Here is a 25,073-nt window from a genome sequence, read left to right as displayed (position 1 = left end):
AATCCCTAGTTCAAGTGTTATAGCCGGGGCTCTTATTTATGTATAGCCAGCCGCCAGCCTCCGTTATAACGATGCTTTGCCTGATACATCGCATCGTCAGCTTCGTGCAAAAGACCCTGAGGCGTCGACGCGTGATCAGGGTACAGCGCAATACCGATACTCAGAGAGGTAATGACCGCCTCGTCGTTCGGCAAAATGACCGGTTGCGTCATGCAATCGATGATGTTGTCAGCGATCTGCAGGACATCTTCCGTGCCGTGTACCGGCGCCAGCAGCACGGCAAATTCATCCCCGCCCAGACGCGCGACCAGATCGGTCTCGCGCAGCTGCGCGCGAATGCGCCCGGCAATGGTGGTCAGCACCGCATCGCCTGCGGCGTGGCCATAACTGTCGTTCACCTCCTTGAAGCGATCGCCGTCGATAAACAGCACCGCCAATTTCGCCGGCGGTTCGATATCGCCCAGCGCCCGGCTCAGCCGCCCTTCGAAGAAGGCGCGGTTCGGCAATCCGGTCAGGCTGTCGTGCGTCGCCCGGTGAGCCAGCGAGTCGTTCTCCTGCTTCAGATGGGCCTGCCAGGCCTCCAGCTCGTCGAGCAAGCCGTTGAAATCGTTGCTGAGCTCATGCAGCTCGGCGATCGGCGCCGACGGCACCCGCAGGCCGAAGGTGCGATCGCGGCGCACCGCGTGCGCCACGTTGGCGATGTCGTCCAGCGAACTGACGATGCCGACCAGCATACGGCGCGACAACACCAGAGCGCACAGGGTGCTGAGCACCATGCAGGCGATCATGCCGACCAGGCCGCGCAACAGGAAACGCAACAGGCTGCCGCCGTTGCCGCTCAACCAGACCTGGCCGACCTGTTTGCCCCCGTGAGAAATAGGCAGGATGACCGGCTCGGGCAGCGCCCAGTGCGCAACCATCTGCTCCAGACCGTGCAGCGGGCTGTCGGAGGGATGGCGCCAGCTGGCCAGCATCTTGCCTTTATTATCCAGAATGCGCGCCTCCAGGATCTCTTCGTTGGAGGCGATCAGCATCAGCGCCTCACGCGCGGCGGCGCCGTCTTCAAACACCACGGCGGCCTCGACGGTATAGCTGATGGAGCGCGCGATCAGGTGCAGGTTGTGGTCGGCATAGGCGCGCAGCGCAAACAGCGCCACCAGCGTCAAAAAGATGCCGGCGGTGCCGACGGCGATCAGCGCCAGCCCAAGATGCACCCGCTGCAGCACTCGGCCCAGCGTCGGACGCGCATTGCCGGCGCGGTTTCTGTGCAACAGCCTCATAGCGGCGGCGCCTGTTTGCGTGCCAGCTGCAGCACGTTGGGGTGAACGCGCACGCCGCTGCGCGCCAGAGCGTCCAGGTTGACCTTGAAACTGGCCTGGTCCCCATCGATCTGCAGGCAAAATGCGCTGCCGGCGGAGCATTCGCTATCGTTCTCGCTGATGCTGAGAATGGAGTTGCCGGAAATGCGCTGCATGAAATTTTGTCTCTGCGCGGCGGTGATGTTCCCTAAGTAGATGACATCGCAGCCGGTACTCAGCGTTGGGCTGTCGAACGGCACACGCTCGGCTTTAATCGGACGCGGGGCGCTCAGCAGGATCGGATCGAACAGCCCTTCGGCATACTGGGTGGGTGCGGTCACGCACAAGCGGATCGGATTGGGTTCACGCGACCAGCGGGCGTAGCTGATGATGCCTACCACCACGGTCGTCACGGCGTGCGTGCGTTTTTGATAGGGATCATCGGCGGCGCGCGCAGGCCCGGACAACGTCAGCAGCACCAACAACACGATCAGCAGCAGGCGACCGATATTCAGACGTGCGCCAAGGAAGCCCGGCACGGGGCTTTTTGCGCAACGCATCGCTATCGCGGTCTTATTCGCCATCTTCACCCGCCATTCCGGCCTGATCCACCGCCCGCAGGCCGTGGCCTGACAAGGAAAAGTTCGGCCCGCTTGAAGGGACAATCGTTTTGCTGAAAGCTGTCAGTCGCACTGCCTAATGAACACTATCTCACCCATAATTGGCGCGGATTGTATTATAAGATGTCTTCGTTGGGCGCTTTATGTGCTGTTTTCTCGGAATTATCCTACTTATTTTTGATAGTATAAAAATGCCTACCCGGGTTTGCCACCGCTTTTCTGCAAAGTTGGCGCGTTTGGCCAGCTGTCAGGCGATTTGCGCAACGGCGGCGTCATCTCACAAATGCAATAATGTCATAGCTAATAATTAAAAATTATTTTACTTCTCTTATAAATGCCGGGGTGGCTAATAAAAATCCGGTGGCTGGAAATATCCCGTCGGCCTGATTTGTCAGCCAAAGTAAACGTTTTTTACCTGGCTCCCGTCATGGCGATACACTTCTTCTTCTACAGTATTGAATGGATAAGCGATTGCGCTGTCTATGGTAGATATCTGCGTCCGGGCCGTGCGCCCGGCTTTATTTTGTCCCGCGGCGCCGTGGCGCGGCGGTCACCGGGGAGCTGGGCGGCTCCTGCGGTATAACCAGTGAGGAAAGAGCGAGGATGGTCAAGGTGGACAAGCGACGGCTGTTGGCGATGGGGCTGTGCCTGACGGCGTTTTCCGGCGCGGCGCTGGCGGATTCTCTGGATGCGCAACGTCAGCGTTACCAGCAGATCAAACAGGCGTGGGACGGCAATCAGATGGACGTGGTGGCGCAACTGATGCCGACGCTGCGCGATTACCCGCTTTATCCTTACCTGGAATACCGCGAGTTGACGCAGGATCTGAGTCAGGCGGGGTTCTCCGAGGTGAACGACTTTATCAAACGCAACCCGACGCTGCCGCCGGCGAAATCACTGGCGCCGCGCTTCGTCAATGAGCTGGCGCGTCGCGAAGACTGGCGCACCCTGTTGGCCTTCAGCCCGCAGCCGCCCAAACCGGTGGCGGCGCGCTGCAACTATTACTACGCCAAGTGGGCCACCGGCGATCAGCAGGCGGCCTGGAGCGGCGCCGACGAACTGTGGCTGAACGGCAAAACGCTGCCGAGCGCTTGCGATCGGCTGTTCAGCGTCTGGCGCGGCGCGGGCAAGCAGACGCCGCTCGATATTCTGGCGCGCATGAAGCTGGCGCTGAAAGAGGGTAACAGTTCACTGGTCAGCAACCTCTACAGCCAACTGCCGGCCGACTACCAGACCATGGGCAACGCCCTGGTGCGCTTGCAAAACGATCCGACCACCGTGGAAGCCTTCGCCCGCAGCGTGGGGCCGACCGACTTTACCCGCGCCGCCACCGGCATCGCCTTTGAGCGCCTGGCGCGGCAGGATGTGGAAAACGCGCGGGCGATGATCCCGACGCTTGCGCGGCTGCAGAAAATGAGCGACGACGAGCGGCTAGGGCTGGAAGAGGCGGTGGCCTGGCGCCTGATGGGCAGCGATGCCACCTTTGAACAGGCGCAGTGGCGTGATCAGGTGATCCTGCGCAGCCGTTCGCCTTCGCTGCTGGAGCGCCGGGTGCGCATGGCGCTGGGCAACGGCGATCGGCAGGGCGTGGCGACCTGGCTGGCGCGCCTGCCGGAAGAGTCGCGCAACAAGGATGAGTGGCGCTACTGGCGCGCCAGTCAACTGATGGACGAAGGGAAACGCGCCGAAGGCGAGGAGATATTGCGTAACCTGATGACCGAACGCGGCTTCTATCCGATGGTGGCGGCGCAGAAGCTGAACGCCACTTATCCGGTGATGGTGGCGGTGGCGGCCAAGCCGCGCGCGTCGCTGACCGACGGGCCGGAAGTCGCCCGGGTGCGCGAGCTGATGTACTGGAATATGGACAACCTGGCCCGCAGCGAGTGGGGTTCCTACGTCGCCAGCCGCAGCCGGCCGGAACAAGAGGCGCTGGCGCGTTACGCCTTTGAGCAAAAATGGGCCGATCTGAGCGTGCAGGCGACCATCGTCGGCAAGCTGTGGGATCACCTGGAGGAACGCTTCCCGGTCGCCTGGCCGCAGGAGTTCCGCCGCGCCACCGATGACAAGGGGATCACCACCAGCTATGCGATGGCGATAGCGCGTCAGGAGAGCGCCTGGAATCCGAAGGCACAGTCGCCGGTTGGCGCTTCCGGCCTGATGCAGGTGATGCCGCGCACCGCGCAGCATACGGTGCAGATGTTCAACATCCCCGGTTACGTCGGCCCGAGCCAGCTGTTCGATCCGCAGACCAACATCACCATCGGCACCAGCTATCTGGAGTCGGTCTATCAGCAGTTCGGCCGCAACCGCATCCTGTCGACCGCCGCCTATAACGCCGGCCCGTCGCGGGTGAACACCTGGCTGGGCAACAGCGCGGGGCGGATCGATCCGGTAGCGTTTATCGAAAGCATTCCGTTCTCGGAAACCCGCGGCTACGTCAAGAACGTGTTGGCCTATGACGCGTTTTACCGCTATCTGACGCACCGGCCGGCCAAGGTGCTGACCGACGCCGAGTGGCAGAGACGTTATTGATTTTGACGGCCCTATGGTATGCTGCTGTACTAGTTAAATAGTATGGTGGCTGCCATGACGCAATTATCGTTAAACGACCCCGCTCTTTCAGAACAAGGCAATGAGGATTGGCTGCGCTTCGTCGCGCTGCTGCAGAATTCGTTTGCGCAAGAACTGCATCAACCGCTGCTGCAGCTGATGCTGACGCCGGACGAGCGCACCGCGCTGGGCACTCGGGTACGGATCATTCAGGAACTGATGCGCGGCGAAATGAGCCAGCGTGAGCTGAAAAATGAACTGGGCGCGGGGATTGCCACCATCACCCGCGGATCGAACAGCCTGAAAGCGGCTTCACCGGCGCTGAAACAGTGGCTTGAGCAGCAGTTGCTGCACGACGCGCCCTAACAGGCTCGGGGTTATTGCTGATAGATGGCGTTGTGGAACGGCACCAGCGCCAGCAGCAGCGCCTGATGATAAACGCTGGTGCGGCTCAGCCGGCCGTCGGTGAAGACGCCGATGGCGCCGCCCTGACGCTTCACCTCGGGGTTGCCGGTGATTGCCGCCATTTCGCTGCCCAATTCGCGACCGTCGCGAATACCTTGTAAGATGACTTCCGGCAGCATCAGGCTCGCCGAGCGGGATTCGCCGCGGATGTGCGGGTTCTCGATGGTCATCCAGGCGAAGGTCATATTCTCTTCAATCCCGGCTTCCACGCCGACCCAAAAATCGGCCTCGGGCCTGACCTGGCGCGCTTCCATGACGCGTTGGCGCGAGCCGGTGCGCGTTTCGTGATTGCCTATCGGCTGCAGCGAGACGCCGCTGGCGACGTCGACGGCTTCAATGCGATAGTGGCCCGCGCCGAAGACGTCGTCGAAGGCCAGTTGAATAGCCTTGATCTTTGCCGGGTTGGTAGTTGCAGCGACAACATGGTACATAACGGGTTTGATATCCTTCTGGCCGATACGCCGGGCAGCGGCAAAAGCGCCGCCGGGCCGGGGATAAACGCAAATTTCACGCAGTATAACGGAAAACAAAAATGTTACAGGTATACCTCGTTCGCCATGGCGAAACGGAATGGAACGCGGCTCGCCGCATCCAGGGTCAGTCCGACAGCCCGTTAACCGCCATGGGTGAACACCAGGCCCGTCTGGTCGCCAGGCGCGTCAGCAAAGAAGGCATTACGCATATCATTACCAGCGATCTGGGGCGCACGCGCCGCACCGCGCAGATCATCGCCGAAGCCTGTGGCTGCGAAGTGATTTGCGATCCGCGTTTGCGTGAGCTGCACATGGGGGTTCTGGAAGAACGCCTGATCGACAGTTTGACGCCGCAGGAAGAGCAGTGGCGCAAACAGATGGTCGATGGTACTCCTGACGGCCGTATCCCTCAAGGCGAATCCATGGAGGAGCTGGGCGAGCGCATGCGTGCCGCGCTGGAGAGCTGCTTGATGCTGCCGGAAGGCAGCAAGCCGCTGCTCGTCAGCCATGGCATCGCGTTGGGGTGTTTGATCAGTACGGTGCTCGGGCTGCCGGCCTATGCGGAACGTCGCCTGCGCTTGCGCAACTGCTCACTGTCGCGCGTCGATCACCAGCAGAGCCCGTGGCTGGCTTCCGGCTGGATAGTGGAAACGGCGGGCGATGTCACGCATCTGGACATGCCCGCGTTGGACGAACTGCAGCGTTAACGTCGAATCGGGATCAGGTAATCGCACTTGATCTCGATAGGCGCCTGATGCGGACGGCGCTCGCCTTTCGGATAGAAACGCTCGATGTCGTGCCCCTTGCGGCGCGTCAACTGGAGCGCCGGCAGGCAGGTGCCATACACTGTCAGGATAAAGTCTTGCAGCCCCTCGGTGGGCCCTTCGTAGCTGAACATCGCGAATTCACCGCCCGGCAACACCAGCGGCTGGCCTTCCTGTACTTTGTTAGGCACCTGATCCGGCTCCAGCGCCGTGGTGTACAGCACTTCCTGTTCGTCGTCCTTCTCCTGGCTCGGGCGCGAGTGGTGCAGCCCGTACAACACCGGCGGCAGGGTATCGACGTCACCGAGGAACTGGCGCCAGAACTGCGAGCGCAGTTCGGTGCGCACGGTGGTGATCTGTTCCAGCGTACAGGAGTAGCTTTGGGTCAGGCCAACCAGATGCTTATCCGGCAACGAAACGAATTCCGGCTGCGGCAGGGTGAAGGCCCCCAGACGGATCGGCGGACAGATGCCGAACGCGTTCCAGTCTTCGGCACGGCGGTACAGCGCCGGCGTTTGCGCAAACTGTTTTTTGAAGGCGCGGGTGAAGGTCTGCTGCGAGTCGAAACGGTATTGCAGGGCGATATCCAAAATCGGCCGGCCGGTCAGACGCAGCGCGACGGCGGCTTTGGACAGCCTCCTTGCCCGGATGTAAGCACCGATGGCGTTACCGGTAATATCTTTGAACATCCGTTGCAGATGCCATTTGGAGTAGCCGGCCTTGGCCGCCACGTTATCCAGCGACAAGGGTTGGTCCAAATGGCTTTCCAGCCAGCTAAGCAGATCACGAATGATACCGGCTTGATCCATAGATCTTCCTCGTAAAGCTTGGGGGTAGGAACCCGAACTGTTGATTCGTCACGCTGGTGCTGCGCTATCAGACCGATCCATGAGCCATTATGCGTTGCACTCTTTGCCTCTGCTGCGCATGCCGCGCCAGAGTTGGATTGGGGTACACCGTAGTGGGCGCAAAGAAATAACGACGCCGCATCATAGCAATTTTTTTACTCCGCGACTCTCAAAGATTTTTGTCACGCTCTGTGCTAAAACGAACGGTGCGGACCCGTAAAAAACCGATTCCGTGAGCTTAGACATAAATAATGGCGATCGCCGAACCTATTTTTGCGGCAAGGTTATATCGGAGTTAAGTAAATGAAAAAAGGCTGGATATTTTTATTCGGTTTGGTTTGCGCAACCGTTGGCAGCGCGCAGGCGGAGCAGGTAGGTTCCGTTGATACGGTGTTTAAATTGTTGGGGCCAGACCACAAAATCGTGGTGGAAGCGTTCGACGATCCGGATGTTAAAAATGTAACTTGTTATATCAGCCGCGCCAAAACCGGCGGCATCAAAGGCGGCCTGGGGCTGGCGGAAGACACCGCCGACGCGGCCATTTCCTGCCAGCAGGTGGGGCCTATCGAGCTGAGCGACAAGATCAAAAACGGCAAGGCGGAAGGCGATGTGGTGTTCCAGAAACGCACCTCGCTGGTGTTCAAGAAGCTGCAGGTGGTGCGCTTCTACGACGCCAAGCGTAATTCGCTGATTTACCTCAGCTACTCCGACAAGGTGATCGACGGCTCGCCGAAGAACGCGCTGAGCGCGGTGCCGATCATGCCGTGGGCCGAGACGAAATAAAAAAAACGGGGTTCAGCATGCTGAACCCCGTTTTCATGACGGCAGGCCGGAATTACTCTTCCAGATCGCCGCAGAAGCGGTAGCCTTCGCCGTGAATGGTGGCGATGATTTCCGGCGTGTCCGGCGTCGATTCGAAGTGTTTGCGAATGCGACGGATGGTGACGTCCACGGTACGGTCATGCGGCTTCAGCTCGCGGCCGGTCATTTTCTTCAGCAGTTCGCCACGGGACTGGATCTTGCCCGGGTTTTCGCAGAAGTGCAGCATGGCGCGGAATTCGCTGCGCGGCAGCTTGTACTGTTCGCCGGCCGGGCTGATCAGCGAGCGGCTGTTGATGTCCAGCTCCCAACCGTTGAACTTGTAGCTCTCGACCAGGCGGCGCTCTTCGCCCAGGCTGCCCAAGTTCATGGTACGCGACAGCAGGTTGCGTGCGCGGATGGTCAGCTCACGCGGGTTGAACGGTTTGGTGATGTAATCGTCGGCGCCGATTTCCAGGCCGAGGATTTTATCCACTTCGTTATCGCGACCGGTCAGGAACATCAAGGCGACGCTGGCCTGTTCGCGCAGTTCGCGCGCCAACAGCAGGCCATTTTTGCCTGGCAGGTTGATGTCCATGATGACCAGATTGATATCATTTTCAGACAGGATATTGTGCATCTCTGCACCATCATTGGCTTCATGAACAATGTAGCCTTCCGCCTCGAAAATGCTCTTCAGGGTGTTACGAGTGACTAACTCGTCTTCGACAATCAGAATGTGCGGGGTCTGCATATTTGCTACCTAAAATTGCCAACAAAATAGAAAATCGGAAGTACAGAAGTCTCTGTTTTCTTAGAGGAGGGCAGAGATAGCGCCACGTTCCCTCTCAGCAAATGACTAAAGTACGTAAACTCGTTCTTGATGCACTTTCCATCTCATGTCAACAAGATCGCTAGCCTGGTGGGGATGCTGTTCCCTACAACCCCTTGGGGTGCCAAATCGGCGCATATCCTAACCCCATTAACAGCAATATAACAGCGCGTGCCGAATTCATCACCCAACAAAACTACGCTTTGTTGACATATATCAAATTCAATTGTAGCACGTTAACAGATTTGTGAAAAACACTTACAGAAATGCCAGTTTAAGTCACAGAACCTCAAATTCTGTGAACGATTCAGCATTATCCGGCCCGATAGGATACAATTATTCGCTTATTGATCATCGTCTTGTTTTAACTCATTGATAAATAAATGCAGTAAAACATAAGCACGAATAATGACTATTACGACGGGTTTATTAGCTCAACGAGCCGTTTAATCTTGTTTGTTGCTATTAACGCGTTTATTGTTACGCAATTGTAAATATAAGCGGGCGCTGCGCCACCGTCAAAAACGCAGGCCCGCCTTCGGTGGAAGAGTGATGCAGCTTCATATTGTTTTAGTGGCTCCGGCGCGGCCGGAAAACGTTGGCGCGGCGGCGCGCGCGATGAAAACCATGGGCTTCACGTCGTTGCGCATCGTCGACAGCGAGGCGCACCTGCAGCCGGCGGCGCGCTGGGTGGCACACGGGGCCGGCGAGATCCTCGACGGCGTGCAAACGTTCGCCACGCTGGAGCAGGCGCTGGCGGACGTGGATTTCACCGTCGCCACTACCGCCCGCAGCCGCGCGCGTTTTCACTACTACTGCACGCCGCCTGAGCTGCTGGAACAGTTGAGCGAGCGTAAGCAGTGGGTCGGCCAGGCCGCGCTGGTGTTCGGCCGTGAAGATTCCGGCCTGACCAACGAAGAGCTGGCGCTGGCAGATTTGCTGACCGGCGTGCCGATGCAGGCGGACTATCCGTCGCTTAATCTGGGGCAAGCGGTGATGGTGTACTGCTACCAGTTGGCGAGCTTGATGGGCGTCAGCACGCCGCAGGAAACGGCGGCGTCGGAAGGGCAGCTCAAGGCGCTGCGCCGCCGTGCCGATGCCTTGTTGAACGCATTGGAGGTCGGCGATGACCAAAAATTGCGCGACTGGCTGCACCAGAGGCTCGGCGTGCTGCAACAGCGAGATACGGCGATGTTGCATACGTTGCTGCACGACATCGAAAAAAAACTCGCCAAGTGATAGCGGCTTCATCAAGCGGTTACCCAGAGTGATCCACTATTAAACCGGCTTTAAGTTGTTTTTTTGTTCTGTCATTTTGTTTTTTACCTCCGGTATCGCGCAATGTCGCCGCTGAACGGAAAATAAGCAAAAAAAAGAAATCGTTTGACTTGGGATAGCGATTGCTTTAACCAATAGAGGGGACAGAGTATTTCATGAGACAGACAGACAACATGCGCAATATCAGCCTGAATACCACAATTATTACCACCACCGATACCACAGGTAACGGGGCGGGCTGACGCGCACAGGAAACACAGAAAAAAGCCCGCACCTAATCAGTGCGGGCTTTTTTTTCGGCTTAAATTCGGAGAGATCACACATGCGAGTGCTGAAATTTGGCGGAACCTCGGTGGCGAATGCAGAACGTTTTCTGCGCGTTGCCGACATCATGGAGAGTAACGCGCGTCAGGGACAGGTAGCCACGGTCTTGTCCGCCCCCGCAAAGATCACCAACCATCTGGTGGCGATGATCGACAAAACGGTGGCAGGCCAGGACATTCTGCCGAATATCAGCGACGCCGAGCGGATCTTTGCCGATCTGCTGAGCGGCCTGGCGCAGGCGCTGCCGGGCTTTGAATACGACAGGCTGAAGGGCGTGGTCGATCAAGAGTTCGCGCAGCTCAAGCAGGTGCTGCACGGCGTTGCGCTGCTGGGGCAGTGCCCGGACAGCGTGAACGCGGCTATTATCTGCCGCGGTGAAAAGCTCTCCATCGCCATCATGGAAGGGGTATTCCGCGCCAAGGGCTACCCGGTCACGGTGATCAACCCGGTGGAGAAACTGCTGGCGCAGGGCCACTACCTGGAGTCCACCGTGGACATCGCCGAGTCCACGTTGCGCATCGCCGCGGCGGCGATCCCGGCCGACCACATCGTGCTGATGGCCGGTTTCACCGCCGGTAACGACAAGGGCGAGCTGGTGGTGCTGGGCCGCAACGGCTCCGACTATTCCGCCGCCGTGCTGGCCGCCTGCCTGCGCGCCGACTGTTGCGAAATCTGGACCGACGTCGACGGCGTGTATACCTGCGATCCGCGCACCGTGCCGGACGCCAGGCTGCTGAAATCGATGTCGTACCAGGAGGCGATGGAGCTCTCCTACTTCGGCGCCAAAGTGCTGCACCCTCGCACCATCACGCCGATTGCCCAGTTCCAAATCCCTTGCCTGATTAAAAACACTTCCAACCCGCAGGCCCCCGGCACGCTGATCGGCAAAGACAGCACCGATGACGCGATGCCGGTGAAAGGCATCACCAACCTGAACAACATGGCGATGATCAACGTCTCCGGCCCGGGCATGAAAGGCATGGTCGGCATGGCCGCGCGGGTGTTCGCCGTGATGTCGCGCGCCGGCATTTCGGTGGTGCTGATCACCCAATCCTCTTCCGAATACAGCATCAGCTTCTGCGTGCCGCAGGGCGAACTGCAGCGCGCCCGCCGCGCGCTGGAGGAGGAGTTCTATCTGGAGTTGAAAGACGGCGTGCTGGATCCGCTGGACGTCATGGAACGCCTGGCGATCATCTCGGTGGTCGGCGACGGCATGCGCACCCTGCGTGGCATCTCCGCGCGCTTCTTCTCCGCGCTGGCGCGCGCCAACATCAATATCGTCGCCATCGCCCAGGGCTCTTCCGAGCGTTCAATTTCGGTCGTGGTCAGCAATGATTCCGCCACCACCGGCGTGCGCGTCAGCCACCAGATGCTGTTCAACACCGATCAGGTGATCGAAGTGTTCGTCATCGGCGTCGGCGGCGTCGGCGGGGCGCTAATTGAGCAGATCTACCGCCAGCAGCCGTGGCTGAAGCAAAAACATATCGACCTGCGGGTGTGCGGCATCGCCAACTCGCGCGTGATGCTGACCAACGTGCACGGTATCGCGCTGGACAGCTGGCGCGACGAGCTGGCCGGCGCGCAGGAGCCGTTCAATCTCGGCCGTCTGATCCGGCTGGTGAAGGAGTATCACCTGCTGAACCCGGTGATCGTCGACTGTACCTCCAGCCAGGCGGTGGCCGATCAGTATGTGGACTTCCTGGCGGACGGTTTCCACGTGGTGACGCCGAACAAAAAGGCCAACACCTCGTCGATGAACTATTATCAGCAACTGCGTGCAGCCGCCGCCGGTTCGCACCGCAAGTTCCTCTATGACACCAACGTCGGCGCCGGTTTACCGGTGATTGAGAACCTGCAAAACCTGCTGAACGCCGGCGATGAGCTGGTGCGCTTCTCCGGCATCCTGTCCGGTTCGCTGTCCTTTATCTTCGGCAAGCTGGACGAAGGGCTGTCGCTGTCGGCGGCGACCCTGCAGGCCCGGGCCAACGGCTACACCGAGCCGGATCCGCGCGACGATCTGTCCGGTATGGACGTGGCGCGCAAGCTGCTGATCCTGGCGCGCGAGGCCGGTTACAAGCTGGAGCTGAGCGATATCGAGGTCGAGCCGGTGCTGCCGCCGTCCTTCGACGCATCGGGCGACGTGGATCAGTTCCTGGCGCGGCTGCCGGAGCTGGATAAAGAGTTCGCGCGCAACGTGGCCAACGCCGCCGAGCAAGGCAAGGTGCTGCGCTATGTCGGCCTGATCGACGAAGGGCGCTGCAAGGTGCGCATCGAGGCGGTGGACGGCAACGATCCGTTGTATAAAGTGAAGAACGGCGAGAACGCGCTGGCCTTCTACAGCCGCTATTATCAGCCGCTGCCGCTGGTGCTGCGCGGCTACGGCGCCGGTAACGATGTGACCGCAGCGGGCGTGTTCGCCGATCTGCTGCGCACACTGTCATGGAAGTTGGGAGTTTAATATGGTTAAGGTGTATGCACCGGCCTCGATCGGTAACGTCAGCGTCGGTTTCGATGTGCTGGGCGCGGCGGTTTCGCCGATCGACGGCACGCTGCTGGGCGACTGCGTCAGCGTCGAAGCCGCCGAGACGTTCAGTCTGCAAAATGCCGGGCGCTTCGTCAGCAAGCTGCCGGCCGAGCCGAAAGAGAACATCGTTTATCAATGCTGGGAGCGTTTCTGCCAGGAGATCGGCCGCGAAGTGCCGGTGGCGATGCGGTTGGAAAAGAACATGCCGATCGGTTCGGGGCTGGGCTCCAGCGCCTGTTCGGTGGTCGCCGGGCTGATGGCGATGAACGAGTTCTGCGATCGGCCGCTGGATAAGACGACGCTGCTCGGCCTGATGGGCGAGCTGGAAGGCCGCATTTCCGGCAGCGTGCATTACGACAACGTGGCGCCTTGTTACCTTGGCGGCCTGCAGCTGATGCTGGAAGAAGAAGGCATCATCAGCCAGGAGGTGCCGTGCTTCGACGATTGGCTGTGGGTCATGGCCTATCCGGGCATCAAGGTCTCCACCGCCGAAGCGCGCGCCATTTTACCCGCGCAATACCGTCGTCAGGATTGCATCAGCCATGGTCGCTATCTGGCCGGCTTTATCCATGCCTGCCACACCCGGCAGCCGCAGCTGGCCGCCAAATTGATGCAGGACGTGATCGCCGAACCGTACCGCACCCGGCTGCTGCCGGGCTTCGCCGAAGCGCGCAAGGCGGCGCAGGAGATCGGCGCGCTGGCCTGCGGCATCTCCGGTTCCGGCCCGACGCTGTTCGCCGTCTGCAACGACGGCGCCACCGCGCAACGCATGGCCGCCTGGCTGCAACAACACTATCTGCAAAACGACGAAGGTTTTGTTCATATTTGCCGTCTGGATACCGCAGGCGCTCGACTACTGGGATAACGCATGAAACTGTACAACCTTAAGGATCACAACGAGCAGGTCAGCTTCGCGCAGGCGATCAAACAAGGCCTGGGCAAGCAGCAGGGGCTGTTCTTCCCGCTGGAGCTGCCGGAGTTCGAACTGACCGAGATCGACCAGTTGCTGGAGCAGGACTTTGTCACCCGCAGCAGCCGCATTCTGTCGGCCTTTATCGGCGAAGAGGTACCGGAAGCGGCGCTGAAGAAACGCGTGCAGGCCGCCTTTGAGTTCCCGGCGCCGGTGGCGAAAGTGACCGAAGACGTCTCTTGCCTGGAGCTGTTCCACGGCCCGACGCTGGCGTTCAAAGACTTCGGCGGCCGCTTTATGGCGCAGATGCTGGCGGAAGTGGCCGGCGATCAGCCGGTGACCATTTTGACCGCCACCTCCGGCGACACCGGCGCCGCCGTGGCGCACGCCTTCTACGGCCTGAAAAACGTCCGGGTGGTGATCCTCTATCCGCAGGGCAAAATCAGTCCGCTGCAGGAGAAGCTGTTCTGTACCCTGGGCGGCAACATTCACACCGTAGCGATTGACGGCGACTTCGATGCTTGCCAGGCGCTGGTGAAGCAGGCGTTCGACGATCGGGAATTGAAAGACGCGTTGCACCTGAACTCGGCTAACTCGATCAACATCAGCCGCTTGCTGGCGCAGATCTGCTACTACTTCGAAGCGGTGGCGCAGCTGCCGCAGGAAGCACGCAATCAGCTGGTCATCTCGGTGCCGAGCGGCAACTTCGGCGATCTGACCGCCGGGCTGCTGGCCAAGTCGCTGGGCCTGCCGGTGAAGCGCTTTATTGCCGCCACCAACGCCAACGACACCGTGCCGCGCTTCCTGACCAGCGGCCAGTGGCAGCCGCACGCCACGGTCGCGACGCTGTCCAACGCCATGGACGTCAGCCAGCCAAACAACTGGCCGCGCGTGGAAGAGCTGTTCCGTCGTAAGGTCTGGCAGCTGAAAGAGCTGGGCCACGCGGCGGTCAGCGATGAGACCACCAAGGAAACGATGCGTGAACTGGCCGAGCTGGGTTATATCTCAGAACCGCACGCAGCCATTGCCTATCGCGCGCTGCGCGATCAGCTGCAGGAAGGGGAGTTCGGTCTGTTCCTCGGCACGGCGCATCCGGCCAAGTTTAAAGAGAGCGTAGAAGCGATCCTCGGCCAGGAACTGCCGTTGCCGAAAGCGCTGGCGCTGCGGGCCGATCTGCCGCTGCTGTCGCACACGCTGCCGGCCGGCTTTGCCGAACTGCGCAAATTCCTGATGGCGCTGCCGGCCTGAAGTTCGGCAGGCTAGAATGCGAAAAGCCGTCTTGCGACGGCTTTTTTTATGCCTGCTCCGGGCGTTTGAATACCAGTTCATTGCCCTGCGAGGCGGCTTCGTCGAAGGCGTAGCCTTCCAGGTTGAAGTCCACCAGCTGCTCGCTGCGCGTCAGGCGGTTCTTGATGATAAAGCGGCTCATCAACCCGCGCGCTTTCTTGGCGTAGAAGCTGATGACCTTGTACTTGCCGTTCTTCTCGTCGAGGAACACCGGTTTGATCAGCGCGCCGTGCAGTTTGGCCGGCTTCACCGCCTTGAAATACTCGTCGGAAGCCAGGTTGACCACCACATCGTCGCCCTGCTGCTCCAGCGCTTCGTTGAGTTTCTGGGTGATTTGATCGCCCCAGAAGCTGTACAGATCTTTGCCTTTCGGGTTTTCCAGCTTGATGCCCATCTCCAGCCGGTACGGCATCATCAGATCGAGCGGGCGCAGCACGCCATACAGGCCGGACAGCATACGCAGATGCTGCTGGGCAAAGTCGAAATCGGCCTCGTTGAAATCCTGCGCCTGCAGGCCGGTGTAAACGTCGCCCTTGAACGCCAGCAGCGCCTGACGGGCATTGTCTGGGGTAAATTTGGGCTGCCACTCGCTAAAGCGCGCGGCGTTCAGCCCGGCCAGCTTGTCGCTGATGCTCATCAGGCTGGCGATTTGCGCCGGCGTCAGCTCGCGGCAAATTTTGATAAGCCGCTGAGACTTGTCCAGCAGTTCGGGCTGCGTGAAACGTTCTGTCGCCAGCGGGCTGTCGTAATCGAGAGTTTTTGCAGGGGAAATAATAACGAGCATGGCCAGATCCTGTTTATCCAAGTGCGGATACTGTAGCAAAAAGCGCGGGAAAAAGGGGCAATCGGTCCAATAGGCCGGGGCGCGCACCGCACGCGCCCCGGAAAACTCAGCGCGGTGGTTGATGACCGTCCCACACGCCCGGCTCCAGCTGCGTCTTCAGCTCCGGATAACGGTTGGCGTCGAAGGTCGGCAGCTTGCCCAGGCGGCGTTGGCGATGGTAGTCGTCGGCCAGCTTCAGCGCCACCCGCGACAGCAGCAGGATGGCCGTCAGATTGGTGATGGCCATCAGCGCCATGGAAGTATCCGCCATTTTCCACACCAGCGGCAGCTCCGCCAGTGCGCCGAACATCACCATGCCCAACGCCACGCAGCGGAAAATGATCAGGCCGCCCGGGTGGTTGTGCTCGAGGAATACCAGGTTGCTCTCGGCATAGGCGTAGTTGGCGATGATCGAGGTAAAGGCGAAGAAGAAGATGGCGATGGCGACGAACGGCGCCCCCCAACTGCCGACGGCGGTCGACAGCGCGCGCTGGGTCAGATCGATGCCGCTGATGCTGTCGGTCGGCTGATCGAGAATGCCGGAGGAGAGGATGATCGCCGCGGTGGCGCTGCAGATGACGATGGTATCGATAAATACCCCGAGCATTTGCACGTAGCCTTGCGAAGCCGGATGCGGCGGATAAGGCGAGGCGGACGCTGCCGCATTGGGCGCCGAACCCATGCCGGCTTCGTTGGAGAACAGGCCGCGCTGCACGCCTTGGGTCATCGCCTGGGAGATGCCGTAACCGACGGCACCGGCCGCAGCTTCCTGTAGGCCGAAGGCGCTTTTGAAGATCAGCGCCAGGATCGCCGGCATGTGTTCGATGTTATGGCCAATTACCCAGAGGGCCAACAGCAGGTAGGCGCCCGCCATCAGCGGCACCACCAGTTCGGCCACTTTGGCAATGGAGCGAATGCCGCCGAAGATCACTACCCCGCTCAATACCACCAGGCCGATGCCGACGTGCAGCGGCTGCAAATGGAAGGCGACGGCGGAGGCCTGGGCTATGGAGTTGGCCTGCACGGCGTTGAATACCAGGCCGAACGCGATGATCAGGAAGATGGAGAACAGCACGCCCATCCAGCGCATGCCGAGGCCCTTTTCCATGTAGTAGGCCGGGCCGCCGCGGTAGTTGCCGTTATCGTCTTTGGTTTTGTAGAGCTGCGCCAGCGAGCTTTCCACAAAGGAGGTGGCCATGCCGATAAACGCCACCACCCACATCCAGAAGATGGCGCCGGGGCCGCCGGCGGTCAGGGCGATGGCGACGCCGGTCAGGTTGCCGGTGCCGACGCGCGCCGCCAGCGTGGTACACAGCGCCTGGAAAGAGGAGATGCCGGCGCTGTCGCTTTTATTGCTGTTTTTCAACACCGAGAACATGTGGCTGAAGTGGCGGAGCTGGATAAAGCGGGTGCGCAACGTGAAGTAGATGCCGGTGCCGAGCAGCAGATAAATCAGCACCGACCCCCACAAAATATTGTTTATAAAGTTCATCAGGTCCGTCAAGGGATCCCTCCTCTTATCGAAATTTAATGCGCACCTTGCAGCATCCACCGCAGGTGAAAAACATTGGCCTATTTTTTACAAGAGCTTAGCTGGAATCTGTCCGGCGTCAGTCGATTAAGATTTTTCGCAGATTAGCGGACGAATTGCATCAATTTTTTCGAATTTAACATAATTTATTCGGACAATAGCACGTTATTGCCTTTCCATCCGCTCGGTAATGGCGAAAGATATCGGCGTAAACGGTTGCTCGCCCAAGGATAAAACAGATGCCTGCGCGCCGCGGTTTTCCAGCCTTGCACCGGGCTTGGCGCATGTTATTATCAGGGCAGGGCATGGTTGAACAATGCCAAAAGTTCATGCACAAACGATGAGATAATGCCAACATGACCGACAAATTAACTTCCCTGCGCCAACTGACCACGGTGGTTGCAGATACGGGTGATATCGCGGCAATGAAGCTGTATCAACCGCAGGACGCCACAACCAACCCTTCGCTGATCCTCAATGCAGCCCAAATTCCTGAATACCGTAAACTGATTGACGAAGCCATCGCCTGGGCGCGCGGCCAGAGCAGCGATCGCGAGCAGCAAATCGCCGACGCCGCCGACAAGCTGGCGGTCAACATCGGTCTGGAAATCCTCAAACTGGTTCCGGGCCGCATCTCCACCGAAGTGGATGCACGTCTGTCTTACGACACCGATGCCAGCGTGGCCAAGGCCAAGCGCCTGATCAAGCTGTACAACGAAGCCGGCATCAGCAACGATCGCATTCTGATCAAACTGGCCTCGACCTGGCAGGGCATCCGCGCGGCGGAGCAGCTGGAGAAAGAAGGCATCAACTGTAACCTGACGCTGCTGTTCTCCTTCGCTCAGGCTCGCGCCTGTGCCGAAGCCGGCGTTTACCTGATCTCGCCGTTCGTCGGCCGTATCCTCGACTGGTACAAAGCCAACGGCGACAAGAAAGAGTTCGCCCCGCATGAAGATCCGGGCGTGATCTCCGTGACCGAGATTTACCAGTACTACAAACAGCACGGTTACAACACCGTGGTGATGGGCGCCAGCTTCCGTAACGTCGGCGAAATCATCGAACTGGCCGGCTGCGACCGTCTGACCATCGCCCCTGCGCTGCTGAAAGAGCTGGCGGAGAGCGAAGGCGCGCTGGAGCGCAAACTGTCTTACACCGGTGAAGTGAAGGCGCGTCCTGCCGCACTGACCGAACCTGAGTTCTACTGGCAGCACAACCAGGATCCGATGGCGGTTGAGAAACTGACCGACGGCATCCGCAAGTTCGCCGTAGACCAGGGCAAACTGGAAAAAATGATCGCCGACCTGCTGTAATTCCGGCAGATCGCGCAGTAAAAAGGTGGCTCAGGCCACCTTTTTTTATGCCCGACGCTCCCGCCGGCGGGGGAAGCCCTTATACTCTCGGCAATGACAACAGAACGGGGACGAACCCGTTCGGACCCCATCAGGCTGTAGAGGTTACGCATGGATATTTTACGTATTGGTTTGGTTTCCGTTTCCGACCGCGCTTCCGGCGGCGTTTATCAGGATAAAGGCATTCCGGCGCTGGAGGAATGGCTGAGCGGCGCGCTGGCGACGCCGTTCAAGCTGGAAACCCGGCTGATCCCCGATGAGCAGACGCAAATTGAACAGACGCTGTGCGAGCTGGTGGACGAAATGGGTTGCCATCTGGTGCTGACCACCGGCGGCACCGGGCCGGCGCGACGCGACGTCACCCCCGACGCCACGCTGGCGATCGCCGATCGCGTGATGCCTGGCTTCGGCGAGCAAATGCGTCAGATCAGCCTACACTATGTGCCAACGGCAATTCTTTCTCGCCAGGTGGGGGCGATCCGCAAGCAGGCGCTGATCATCAACCTGCCCGGCCAGCCGAAGTCGATCAAGGAAACGCTGGAAGGGGTAAAAGATGAGCAGGGCAATGCGGTGGTGCACGGCATCTTCGCCAGCGTGCCTTATTGCATTCAACTGCTCGACGGGCCTTACGTCGAAACGCACGCCGCGGTGGTAGCAGCATTTCGGCCAAAGAGCGCGCGTCGCGAGATAAACCTCTAAATTTCAGCGTTCTGCGAGATCGGCTTCAGCCCGTCTGGTGTGAAAATAATTTGCCGCTATAGTAAGAATTCTTTTACAGAAAGCCTGCGGCTTTTATTTTTACAGCCTTTACCGACGGTGCCCTATGCCTCACGACAATAATCGCCGGCTGAACCGGCAAGACTACAAAACGCTGACGTTGGCCGCGTTGGGCGGCGCGCTGGAGTTTTACGACTTCATCATCTTCGTGTTCTTTGCCGCCGTGGTCGGCGATCTGTTCTTCCCGGCGGACATGCCGGAATGGCTGCGGCTGGTGCAAACCTTCGGCATCTTCGCCGCCGGCTATCTGGCCCGTCCGCTGGGCGGCATCGTGATGGCGCACTTTGGCGATCTGGTCGGCCGCAAAAAGATGTTTACCCTGAGCATTCTGCTGATGGCGTTGCCGACGCTGGCGATGGGCCTGCTGCCGACCTACGCCAGCATCGGCATCGCTGCGCCGCTGCTGCTGCTGTTGATGCGCGTGCTGCAGGGGGCGGCGATCGGCGGTGAGGTGCCGGGCGCCTGGGTCTTCGTCGCCGAACACGTGCCGCGCCGGCGCATCGGCTTCGCCTGCGGCACGCTGACCGCCGGGCTGACGGTGGGCATCCTGCTGGGCTCGGTGGTGGCGACGGTGATCAACACCACGCTCAGCCCGCAGAGCATTGCCGGCGGCGGCTGGCGCATTCCTTTCCTGTTGGGCGGCATGTTCGGCCTGGTGGCGATGTACCTGCGCCGTTGGCTGCAGGAAACGCCGATCTTCATCGAAATGCAGGCGCGTAAAGCGCTGGCCGAAGAGCTGCCGCTGAAGTCGGTGGTGCTCAACCACAAACGGGAGGTGGCGGTATCGATGCTGCTGACCTGGCTGCTCTCCGCCGGCATCGTGGTGGTGATCCTGATGACCCCGACCTATCTGCAAAAGCAGTTCGGCATCGCGCCGGCCTTGACGCTGCAGGCCAACAGCATCGCCACCATCATGCTGATCGCCGGCTGCATCGTCGCCGGTTTGTCGGCCGATCGCTTCGGCGCCAGCAAAACGCTGGTGGTCGGCAGCGTGCTGCTGGCCGGCTGCAGTTGGCTGTTCTATCAAACGGTGGGCGTGCGCCCGGAAATGCTGTTCGCCTGCTATGCCCTGGTGGGGTTCAGCGTAGGCGTGGTGGGGGCCGTGCCGTACGTGATGGTGCGGGCTTTCCCGGCGGAAGTGCGGTTTACCGGTATCTCGTTCTCATATAACGTCTCGTACGCTATTTTTGGCGGTCTAACCCCTATTTTTGTGACGCTGATCATGAAATTAACCCCGTTAGCACCCGCTTACTACGTGTTGGCGCTGTCGCTCATCGGGCTGCTGCTCGGCGTCTACCTGCATCGCGACCTGAACAGCGAAGCCGGGGAGCGGCAAGCCGATTCCTACAGCTAAAAAAAAGCCCTGCAATGCAGGGCTTTTTCGTCAGGGAAGGGCGATTATGCGGTGACCGGTGAGGTCGCGACGCGGGCCGGGGCCGGTTCGCCAATCGGCAGCACGGTGCGGCCGTATTGCTCGTTGAGCACTTCGGCCATCGCCAGGTAAATGGCGCTGGCGCCGCAGATGATGCCTTCATAACCGGCGAAGGTCAGCAGCGCGTGGTTGCCGGTGATGTTGCCGACGGCCAGCAGGGCGAACAGCAGCGTCAGGCTGGCGAACACGAACTGCAGTACGCGGTTGGCGCCCAGGGTGCCGAAGAACATGAACAGGGTGAAGACGCCCCACAGCGCCAGGTAGATGCCCAGCACGTGCGCCTCGGTGGCCTCAGCCAGGCCCAGACGCGGCAGCAGCAGCAGGCCGACCAGGCTCAGCCAGAAGCTGCCGTAGGCGGTGAAGGCGGTCATGCCGAAGGTGTTGCCCTTCTTGTATTCCAGCAGACCGGCCAGGATCTGGGCCAGGCCACCGAAGAAAATCCCCATGCTGATGATGGCGGAGTTCAGTGGGAAAAAGCCCGCGTTGTGCAGGTTCAGCAAGACGGTGGTCATCCCGAAGCCCATCAGGCCGAGAGGGCCGGGATTCGCCAACTTGTTGGTGTGCATAAGTCCTCTGCGATAACAGAAAATTAACGGAAACAGCGAAGTAAAATAATAAATGGTCTGAATGGCCAAAAAATCGAAGTTTTCCACCAGAGCGCGCGCATCATAATGATCCCCGCAGCCGGAAACAATGATCTGAATGACGATAAAAAAAAGAAATTTTTTTCGCCTTGCCCCTTGATGCCGGATTGGATGGCCCCATCTTATTTGCAACCGCAGTTGCTAACCGCGGGTCGCACTGAGATATCGGGCAGTTGAAAAGCAAAAAATCGCCCGCATATAGGTTAGCAACCTGACTGATTATGAATTTTTTAGTGGAGACGTTTAGATGGGCAAAATTATTGGTATCGACCTGGGTACTACCAACTCTTGCGTAGCAATTATGGATGGTGCCAAGGCACGCGTGCTGGAAAACGCCGAGGGCGACCGCACCACTCCTTCTATTATCGCATATACCCAGGACGGTGAAACTCTGGTTGGCCAGCCGGCTAAGCGTCAGGCAGTGACCAACCCTGAAAACACCCTGTTCGCGATCAAGCGCCTGATCGGTCGCCGCTTCCAGGATGAAGAAGCGCAGCGCGACAAAGCGATCATGCCGTACAAAATCGTCGAAGCCGACAACGGCGACGCCTGGCTGGAAGTGAAAGGCCAGAAAATGGCTCCGCCGCAGATCTCTGCGGAAGTGCTGAAAAAAATGAAGAAAACGGCGGAAGATTACCTGGGCGAACCGGTAACTGAAGCGGTTATCACCGTACCGGCTTACTTCAACGACGCCCAGCGTCAGGCGACCAAAGACGCCGGCCGCATCGCGGGTCTGGAAGTAAAACGCATCATCAACGAACCGACCGCTGCGGCCCTGGCCTACGGCCTGGACAAAGAAGTCGGCAACCGCACCATCGCGGTTTATGACCTGGGCGGTGGTACTTTCGATATCTCCATCATCGAAATCGACGACGTTGACGGCGAAAAAACCTTCGAAGTGCTGGCGACCAACGGTGACACCCACCTGGGTGGCGAAGACTTCGACAGCCGTCTGATCAACTACCTGGTGGAAGAGTTCAAGAAAGATCAGGGTATCGATCTGCGCAACGATCCGCTGGCGATGCAGCGCCTGAAAGAAGCCGCTGAGAAAGCGAAGATCGAACTGTCTTCCGCTCAGCAGACCGACGTTAACCTGCCGTACATCACTGCAGACGCGACCGGTCCAAAACACATGAACATCAAAGTGACTCGCGCCAAACTCGAGTCGCTGGTTGAAGATCTGGTTGCGCGCTCTATCGAGCCGCTGAAAGTGGCGCTGAAAGACGCAGGCCTGTCGGTTTCCGACATTCAGGACGTGATCCTGGTGGGCGGCCAGACCCGTATGCCAATGGTGCAGAAGAAAGTCGCAGACTTCTTCGGCAAAGAACCGCGTAAAGACGTGAACCCGGACGAAGCGGTTGCCGTGGGCGCGGCGGTACAGGGCGGCGTGTTGGCCGGTGATGTGAAGGACGTTCTGCTGCTGGACGTAACCCCGCTGTCGCTGGGTATCGAAACCATGGGCAGCGTGATGACGCCGCTGATCACCAAAAACACCACGATCCCGACCAAGCACAGCCAGGTGTTCTCTACCGCTGAAGACAACCAGTCTGCGGTAACCATCCACGTGCTGCAGGGTGAGCGTAAGCGCGCCAGCGATAACAAATCTCTGGGCCAGTTCAACCTGGACGGCATCCAGGCGGCACCGCGCGGCATGGCGCAGATCGAAGTGACCTTCGATATCGATGCCGACGGCATCCTGCACGTGTCTGCCAAAGACAAGAACACCGGCCGTGAGCAGAAGATCACCATCAAGGCATCTTCTGGCCTGAACGAAGACGAAATCCAGAAAATGGTGCGCGACGCCGAGCTGAACGCTGAAGCCGACCGCAAGTTCGAAGAGCTGGTGCAGACGCGTAACCAGGCGGATCACCTGATCCACGGCACGCGCAAGCAGCTGGAAGAAGCGGGCGACAAACTGCCGGCGGAAGACAAAACGGCGATCGAAGCGGCGCTGAAAGATCTGGAAGCGGCGGTGAAAGGCGAAGACAAAGCCGAGATCGAAGCGAAGACTCAGGCTCTGGTGCAGGTTTCCGGCAAACTGCTGGAAATGGCTCAGGCGCAGCAGGCTCAGCAGGGTGCTGACGCCGGCGCGGACAACGCGGCGCAGAAAGACGACGACGTGGTTGACGCTGAGTTCGAAGAAGTTAAAGACAAAAAATAATCGCCCTTAAGCGGGCACGGGGCGGCCGAGGTGCCGTTCCCGGAAACCAGCACGGGCGTCGAGGCAACTCTGCGCCCGTGCACGCATGTTAAGGGTAAGCAAAAGAATGGCGAAGAAAGACTATTACGAGATTCTCGGCGTCAGCAAGACGGCGGATGAACGTGAGATCAAAAAGGCGTACAAACGCCTGGCGATGAAATACCATCCTGACCGCAACCAGGAACAAGACGCCGAAATCAAGTTTAAAGAAGTTAAAGAAGCTTATGAAGTCCTGACCGACGACCAGAAACGCGCGGCCTACGACCAGTATGGGCACGCGGCCTTTGAACAGGGCGGCATGGGCGGCGGCGGCTTTGGCGGCGGTGCCGACTTCAGCGATATCTTTGGCGACGTGTTTGGCGACATCTTCGGCGGAGGCCGCCGTCAGCGCGCCAGCCGCGGTTCCGATCTGCGCTATAACATGGAGCTGACCCTCGAGGAAGCGGTACGTGGCGTCACCAAAGAGATCCGCATCCCGACGCTGGAAGAGTGCGACGTCTGCCACGGCAGCGGCGCCAAGCCGGGCAGCTCGCCGGTGACCTGCCCAACCTGTCACGGCCAGGGCCAGGTGCAGATGCGCCAGGGCTTCTTCACCGTGCAGCAGGCGTGTCCGCACTGCCATGGCCGCGGTCAGATCATCAAAGATCCGTGCAACAAGTGCCACGGCCACGGCCGGGTAGAGAAATCCAAAACGCTGTCGGTGAAAATTCCGGCCGGCGTCGATACCGGCGACCGCATCCGCCTGGCGGGTGAAGGCGAAGCCGGCGAGCACGGCGCACCGGCGGGCGATCTGTACGTTCAGGTGCAGGTGAAGGCGCACCCGATCTTCGAGCGTGAAGGCAATAACCTGTACTGTGAAGTGCCGATCAACTTCGCCATGGCGGCGCTGGGCGGCGAGATTGAAGTGCCGACGCTGGACGGCCGGGTGAAACTGAAGGTGCCTTCGGAGACCCAAACCGGCAAGCTGTTCCGCATGCGCGGCAAGGGTGTGAAATCGGTGCGTGGCGGCAGCCAGGGCGACCTGCTGTGCCGCGTGGTGGTGGAAACCCCGGTCAATCTGAACGACAAGCAGAAGCAGCTGCTGCGTGAGCTGGAAGAGAGCCTGGGTGGCCCGTCCGGCGACAAGAACAGCCCGCGTTCGAAGAGCTTCTTCGACGGGGTGAAAAAGTTCTTTGACGATCTGACTCGCTAACCTGCTGTTTCTGTTGGTTTATGTTCTAACCCCGGGCGTTTGTCCCGGGGTTTTTATTTGCACGCCATGCCCCTAATTCCCTATAAATAATGTGACTTATTCGTGCTTTTGATCGGTTTTATCGAGCTATTTAGCATTTATAAACTTATTTTTT

General features: G+C 59.5%; 22 protein-coding genes and 1 other annotated feature. Of the genes, 14 read left to right on the top strand and 8 right to left on the bottom strand.

Annotated elements, in window-relative coordinates:
• Positions 1 to 32 precede the first annotated feature (32 nt).
• Both ACJ8HH_RS14515 and ACJ8HH_RS14510 read right to left on the bottom strand, forming a co-directional pair.
• On the bottom strand, positions 33 to 1,280 hold the full coding sequence (locus ACJ8HH_RS14515; RefSeq protein WP_033649137.1) for a diguanylate cyclase domain-containing protein: 1,248 nt from the start codon (positions 1,278 to 1,280) through the stop codon (positions 33 to 35).
• Complete coding sequence (locus ACJ8HH_RS14510) at positions 1,277 to 1,888, bottom strand: YfiR family protein (protein WP_369783288.1); 612 nt, start codon at positions 1,886 to 1,888, stop codon at positions 1,277 to 1,279. Before ACJ8HH_RS14510 ends, ACJ8HH_RS14515 begins: the two co-directional genes overlap by 4 nt.
• A gap of 633 nt (positions 1,889 to 2,521) precedes the next feature.
• Here ACJ8HH_RS14510 and sltY point away from each other — a divergent pair.
• Together sltY and trpR are read left to right on the top strand one after the other, a co-directional pair.
• A complete protein-coding gene (gene sltY, locus ACJ8HH_RS14505) occupies positions 2,522 to 4,450 on the top strand; it encodes a murein transglycosylase (protein ID WP_060440795.1) in 1,929 nt (642 codons plus the stop codon).
• 54 nt (positions 4,451 to 4,504) lie between these two features.
• A complete protein-coding gene (gene trpR, locus ACJ8HH_RS14500; RefSeq protein WP_016929152.1) occupies positions 4,505 to 4,834 on the top strand; it encodes a trp operon repressor in 330 nt (109 codons plus the stop codon).
• A gap of 11 nt (positions 4,835 to 4,845) precedes the next feature.
• Here the strand turns inward: trpR and yjjX are convergent, their stop codons facing one another.
• Entirely contained in the window at positions 4,846 to 5,364 is a 519-nt protein-coding gene (gene yjjX / locus ACJ8HH_RS14495; protein WP_060422361.1) for an inosine/xanthosine triphosphatase, read from the bottom strand.
• Between the two features lie 101 nt (positions 5,365 to 5,465).
• Between yjjX and gpmB the strand changes: the two genes are divergently transcribed.
• Complete coding sequence (gene gpmB / locus ACJ8HH_RS14490; protein ID WP_038878534.1) at positions 5,466 to 6,113, top strand: 2,3-diphosphoglycerate-dependent phosphoglycerate mutase GpmB; 648 nt, start codon at positions 5,466 to 5,468, stop codon at positions 6,111 to 6,113.
• On the opposite strand, the gene robA is transcribed toward gpmB, so the two are convergent.
• Positions 6,110 to 6,979, bottom strand: a complete 870-nt coding sequence (robA, locus tag ACJ8HH_RS14485) for an MDR efflux pump AcrAB transcriptional activator RobA (RefSeq protein WP_442520239.1) — start codon at positions 6,977 to 6,979, stop codon at positions 6,110 to 6,112. The genes gpmB and robA overlap by 4 nt on opposite strands.
• A 342-nt stretch (positions 6,980 to 7,321) precedes the next feature.
• Between robA and creA the strand changes: the two genes are divergently transcribed.
• Entirely contained in the window at positions 7,322 to 7,801 is a 480-nt protein-coding gene (gene creA, locus ACJ8HH_RS14480) for a protein CreA (protein WP_038878540.1), read from the top strand.
• Positions 7,802 to 7,853: 52 nt separating this feature from the next.
• Here creA and arcA read toward each other — a convergent pair whose 3' ends face one another.
• Positions 7,854 to 8,570, bottom strand: a complete 717-nt coding sequence (gene arcA / locus ACJ8HH_RS14475; RefSeq protein WP_004933003.1) for a two-component system response regulator ArcA — start codon at positions 8,568 to 8,570, stop codon at positions 7,854 to 7,856.
• Positions 8,571 to 9,200: 630 nt separating this feature from the next.
• On the opposite strand from arcA, the gene ACJ8HH_RS14470 reads away from it, so the two are divergent.
• The 5 genes from ACJ8HH_RS14470 to thrC all read left to right on the top strand — a co-directional run bounded on the left by ACJ8HH_RS14470 (position 9,201) and on the right by thrC (position 14,932).
• Positions 9,201 to 9,887 carry a tRNA/rRNA methyltransferase gene (locus tag ACJ8HH_RS14470; RefSeq protein ID WP_060422374.1) on the top strand — a complete coding sequence of 229 codons (687 nt, stop codon included), beginning with the start codon at positions 9,201 to 9,203 and terminating at the stop codon, positions 9,885 to 9,887.
• Positions 9,888 to 10,081: 194 nt separating this feature from the next.
• Positions 10,082 to 10,168, top strand: coding sequence for a thr operon leader peptide (gene thrL / locus ACJ8HH_RS14465; RefSeq protein ID WP_071532847.1), 87 nt, complete (start codon positions 10,082 to 10,084; stop codon positions 10,166 to 10,168).
• Positions 10,107 to 10,224 (top strand) — a sequence feature (Thr leader region). It overlaps the preceding gene by 62 nt.
• 24 nt (positions 10,225 to 10,248) lie before the next feature.
• A complete protein-coding gene (thrA, locus tag ACJ8HH_RS14460) occupies positions 10,249 to 12,708 on the top strand; it encodes a bifunctional aspartate kinase/homoserine dehydrogenase I (protein WP_180548107.1) in 2,460 nt (819 codons plus the stop codon).
• A gap of 1 nt (position 12,709) precedes the next feature.
• Entirely contained in the window at positions 12,710 to 13,639 is a 930-nt protein-coding gene (gene thrB, locus ACJ8HH_RS14455) for a homoserine kinase (protein ID WP_004932993.1), read from the top strand.
• A 3-nt stretch (positions 13,640 to 13,642) separates the two neighbouring features.
• Entirely contained in the window at positions 13,643 to 14,932 is a 1,290-nt protein-coding gene (gene thrC, locus ACJ8HH_RS14450; protein ID WP_102985467.1) for a threonine synthase, read from the top strand.
• 46 nt (positions 14,933 to 14,978) lie between these two features.
• On the opposite strand, the gene yaaA is transcribed toward thrC, so the two are convergent.
• Together yaaA and ACJ8HH_RS14440 are read right to left on the bottom strand one after the other, a co-directional pair.
• Complete coding sequence (gene yaaA / locus ACJ8HH_RS14445) at positions 14,979 to 15,755, bottom strand: peroxide stress protein YaaA (RefSeq protein ID WP_060440926.1); 777 nt, start codon at positions 15,753 to 15,755, stop codon at positions 14,979 to 14,981.
• Between the two features lie 106 nt (positions 15,756 to 15,861).
• A complete protein-coding gene (locus ACJ8HH_RS14440; protein ID WP_197766263.1) occupies positions 15,862 to 17,298 on the bottom strand; it encodes an amino acid carrier protein in 1,437 nt (478 codons plus the stop codon).
• Positions 17,299 to 17,681: 383 nt separating this feature from the next.
• Here ACJ8HH_RS14440 and tal point away from each other — a divergent pair, with 383 nt between their 5' ends.
• The 3 genes from tal (at position 17,682) to ACJ8HH_RS14425 (ending at position 20,805) form a co-directional block, all read left to right on the top strand.
• Entirely contained in the window at positions 17,682 to 18,635 is a 954-nt protein-coding gene (tal, locus tag ACJ8HH_RS14435) for a transaldolase (protein ID WP_033637049.1), read from the top strand.
• Positions 18,636 to 18,785: 150 nt separating this feature from the next.
• Positions 18,786 to 19,373, top strand: a complete 588-nt coding sequence (gene mog, locus ACJ8HH_RS14430) for a molybdopterin adenylyltransferase (protein ID WP_004932980.1) — start codon at positions 18,786 to 18,788, stop codon at positions 19,371 to 19,373.
• A 124-nt stretch (positions 19,374 to 19,497) separates the two neighbouring features.
• The gene (locus tag ACJ8HH_RS14425; protein ID WP_033637050.1) at positions 19,498 to 20,805 is read left to right on the top strand and encodes an MFS transporter; all 1,308 of its coding nucleotides are present in this window, start codon (positions 19,498 to 19,500) and stop codon (positions 20,803 to 20,805) included.
• A gap of 44 nt (positions 20,806 to 20,849) precedes the next feature.
• On the opposite strand, the gene satP is transcribed toward ACJ8HH_RS14425, so the two are convergent.
• The gene (satP, locus tag ACJ8HH_RS14420; protein WP_033649275.1) at positions 20,850 to 21,449 is read right to left on the bottom strand and encodes an acetate uptake transporter; all 600 of its coding nucleotides are present in this window, start codon (positions 21,447 to 21,449) and stop codon (positions 20,850 to 20,852) included.
• Positions 21,450 to 21,774: 325 nt separating this feature from the next.
• Here satP and dnaK point away from each other — a divergent pair, with 325 nt between their 5' ends.
• A complete protein-coding gene (dnaK, locus tag ACJ8HH_RS14415; protein ID WP_004932972.1) occupies positions 21,775 to 23,688 on the top strand; it encodes a molecular chaperone DnaK in 1,914 nt (637 codons plus the stop codon).
• 106 nt (positions 23,689 to 23,794) lie between these two features.
• Positions 23,795 to 24,919, top strand: a complete 1,125-nt coding sequence (gene dnaJ / locus ACJ8HH_RS14410) for a molecular chaperone DnaJ (RefSeq protein WP_033637051.1) — start codon at positions 23,795 to 23,797, stop codon at positions 24,917 to 24,919.
• The last annotated feature ends 154 nt before the right edge of the window (positions 24,920 to 25,073 follow it).

The organism is Serratia sp. CY32780, assembly GCF_052169135.1.
In the GTDB taxonomy this organism is placed as follows: domain Bacteria; phylum Pseudomonadota; class Gammaproteobacteria; order Enterobacterales; family Enterobacteriaceae; genus Serratia; species Serratia sarumanii.
This window is presented reverse-complemented; position numbering and strand designations above follow the sequence as displayed.

Bases quoted from the DNA above. Each gene is read 5' to 3' on its own strand.
- ACJ8HH_RS14515 (WP_033649137.1), bottom strand. From the start codon at position 1,280: ATGAGGCTGTTGCACAGAAACCGCGCCGGCAATGCGCGTCCGACGCTG.
- sltY (WP_060440795.1), top strand. From the start codon at position 2,522: ATGGTCAAGGTGGACAAGCGACGGCTGTTGGCGATGGGGCTGTGCCTG.
- trpR (WP_016929152.1), top strand. From the start codon at position 4,505: ATGACGCAATTATCGTTAAACGACCCCGCTCTTTCAGAACAAGGCAAT.
- yjjX (WP_060422361.1), bottom strand. From the start codon at position 5,364: ATGTACCATGTTGTCGCTGCAACTACCAACCCGGCAAAGATCAAGGCT.
- gpmB (WP_038878534.1), top strand. From the start codon at position 5,466: ATGTTACAGGTATACCTCGTTCGCCATGGCGAAACGGAATGGAACGCG.
- robA (WP_442520239.1), bottom strand. From the start codon at position 6,979: ATGGATCAAGCCGGTATCATTCGTGATCTGCTTAGCTGGCTGGAAAGC.
- creA (WP_038878540.1), top strand. From the start codon at position 7,322: ATGAAAAAAGGCTGGATATTTTTATTCGGTTTGGTTTGCGCAACCGTT.
- arcA (WP_004933003.1), bottom strand. From the start codon at position 8,570: ATGCAGACCCCGCACATTCTGATTGTCGAAGACGAGTTAGTCACTCGT.
- ACJ8HH_RS14470 (WP_060422374.1), top strand. From the start codon at position 9,201: ATGCAGCTTCATATTGTTTTAGTGGCTCCGGCGCGGCCGGAAAACGTT.
- thrL (WP_071532847.1), top strand. From the start codon at position 10,082: ATGAGACAGACAGACAACATGCGCAATATCAGCCTGAATACCACAATT.
- thrA (WP_180548107.1), top strand. From the start codon at position 10,249: ATGCGAGTGCTGAAATTTGGCGGAACCTCGGTGGCGAATGCAGAACGT.
- thrB (WP_004932993.1), top strand. From the start codon at position 12,710: ATGGTTAAGGTGTATGCACCGGCCTCGATCGGTAACGTCAGCGTCGGT.
- thrC (WP_102985467.1), top strand. From the start codon at position 13,643: ATGAAACTGTACAACCTTAAGGATCACAACGAGCAGGTCAGCTTCGCG.
- yaaA (WP_060440926.1), bottom strand. From the start codon at position 15,755: ATGCTCGTTATTATTTCCCCTGCAAAAACTCTCGATTACGACAGCCCG.
- tal (WP_033637049.1), top strand. From the start codon at position 17,682: ATGACCGACAAATTAACTTCCCTGCGCCAACTGACCACGGTGGTTGCA.
- mog (WP_004932980.1), top strand. From the start codon at position 18,786: ATGGATATTTTACGTATTGGTTTGGTTTCCGTTTCCGACCGCGCTTCC.
- ACJ8HH_RS14425 (WP_033637050.1), top strand. From the start codon at position 19,498: ATGCCTCACGACAATAATCGCCGGCTGAACCGGCAAGACTACAAAACG.
- satP (WP_033649275.1), bottom strand. From the start codon at position 21,449: ATGCACACCAACAAGTTGGCGAATCCCGGCCCTCTCGGCCTGATGGGC.
- dnaK (WP_004932972.1), top strand. From the start codon at position 21,775: ATGGGCAAAATTATTGGTATCGACCTGGGTACTACCAACTCTTGCGTA.
- dnaJ (WP_033637051.1), top strand. From the start codon at position 23,795: ATGGCGAAGAAAGACTATTACGAGATTCTCGGCGTCAGCAAGACGGCG.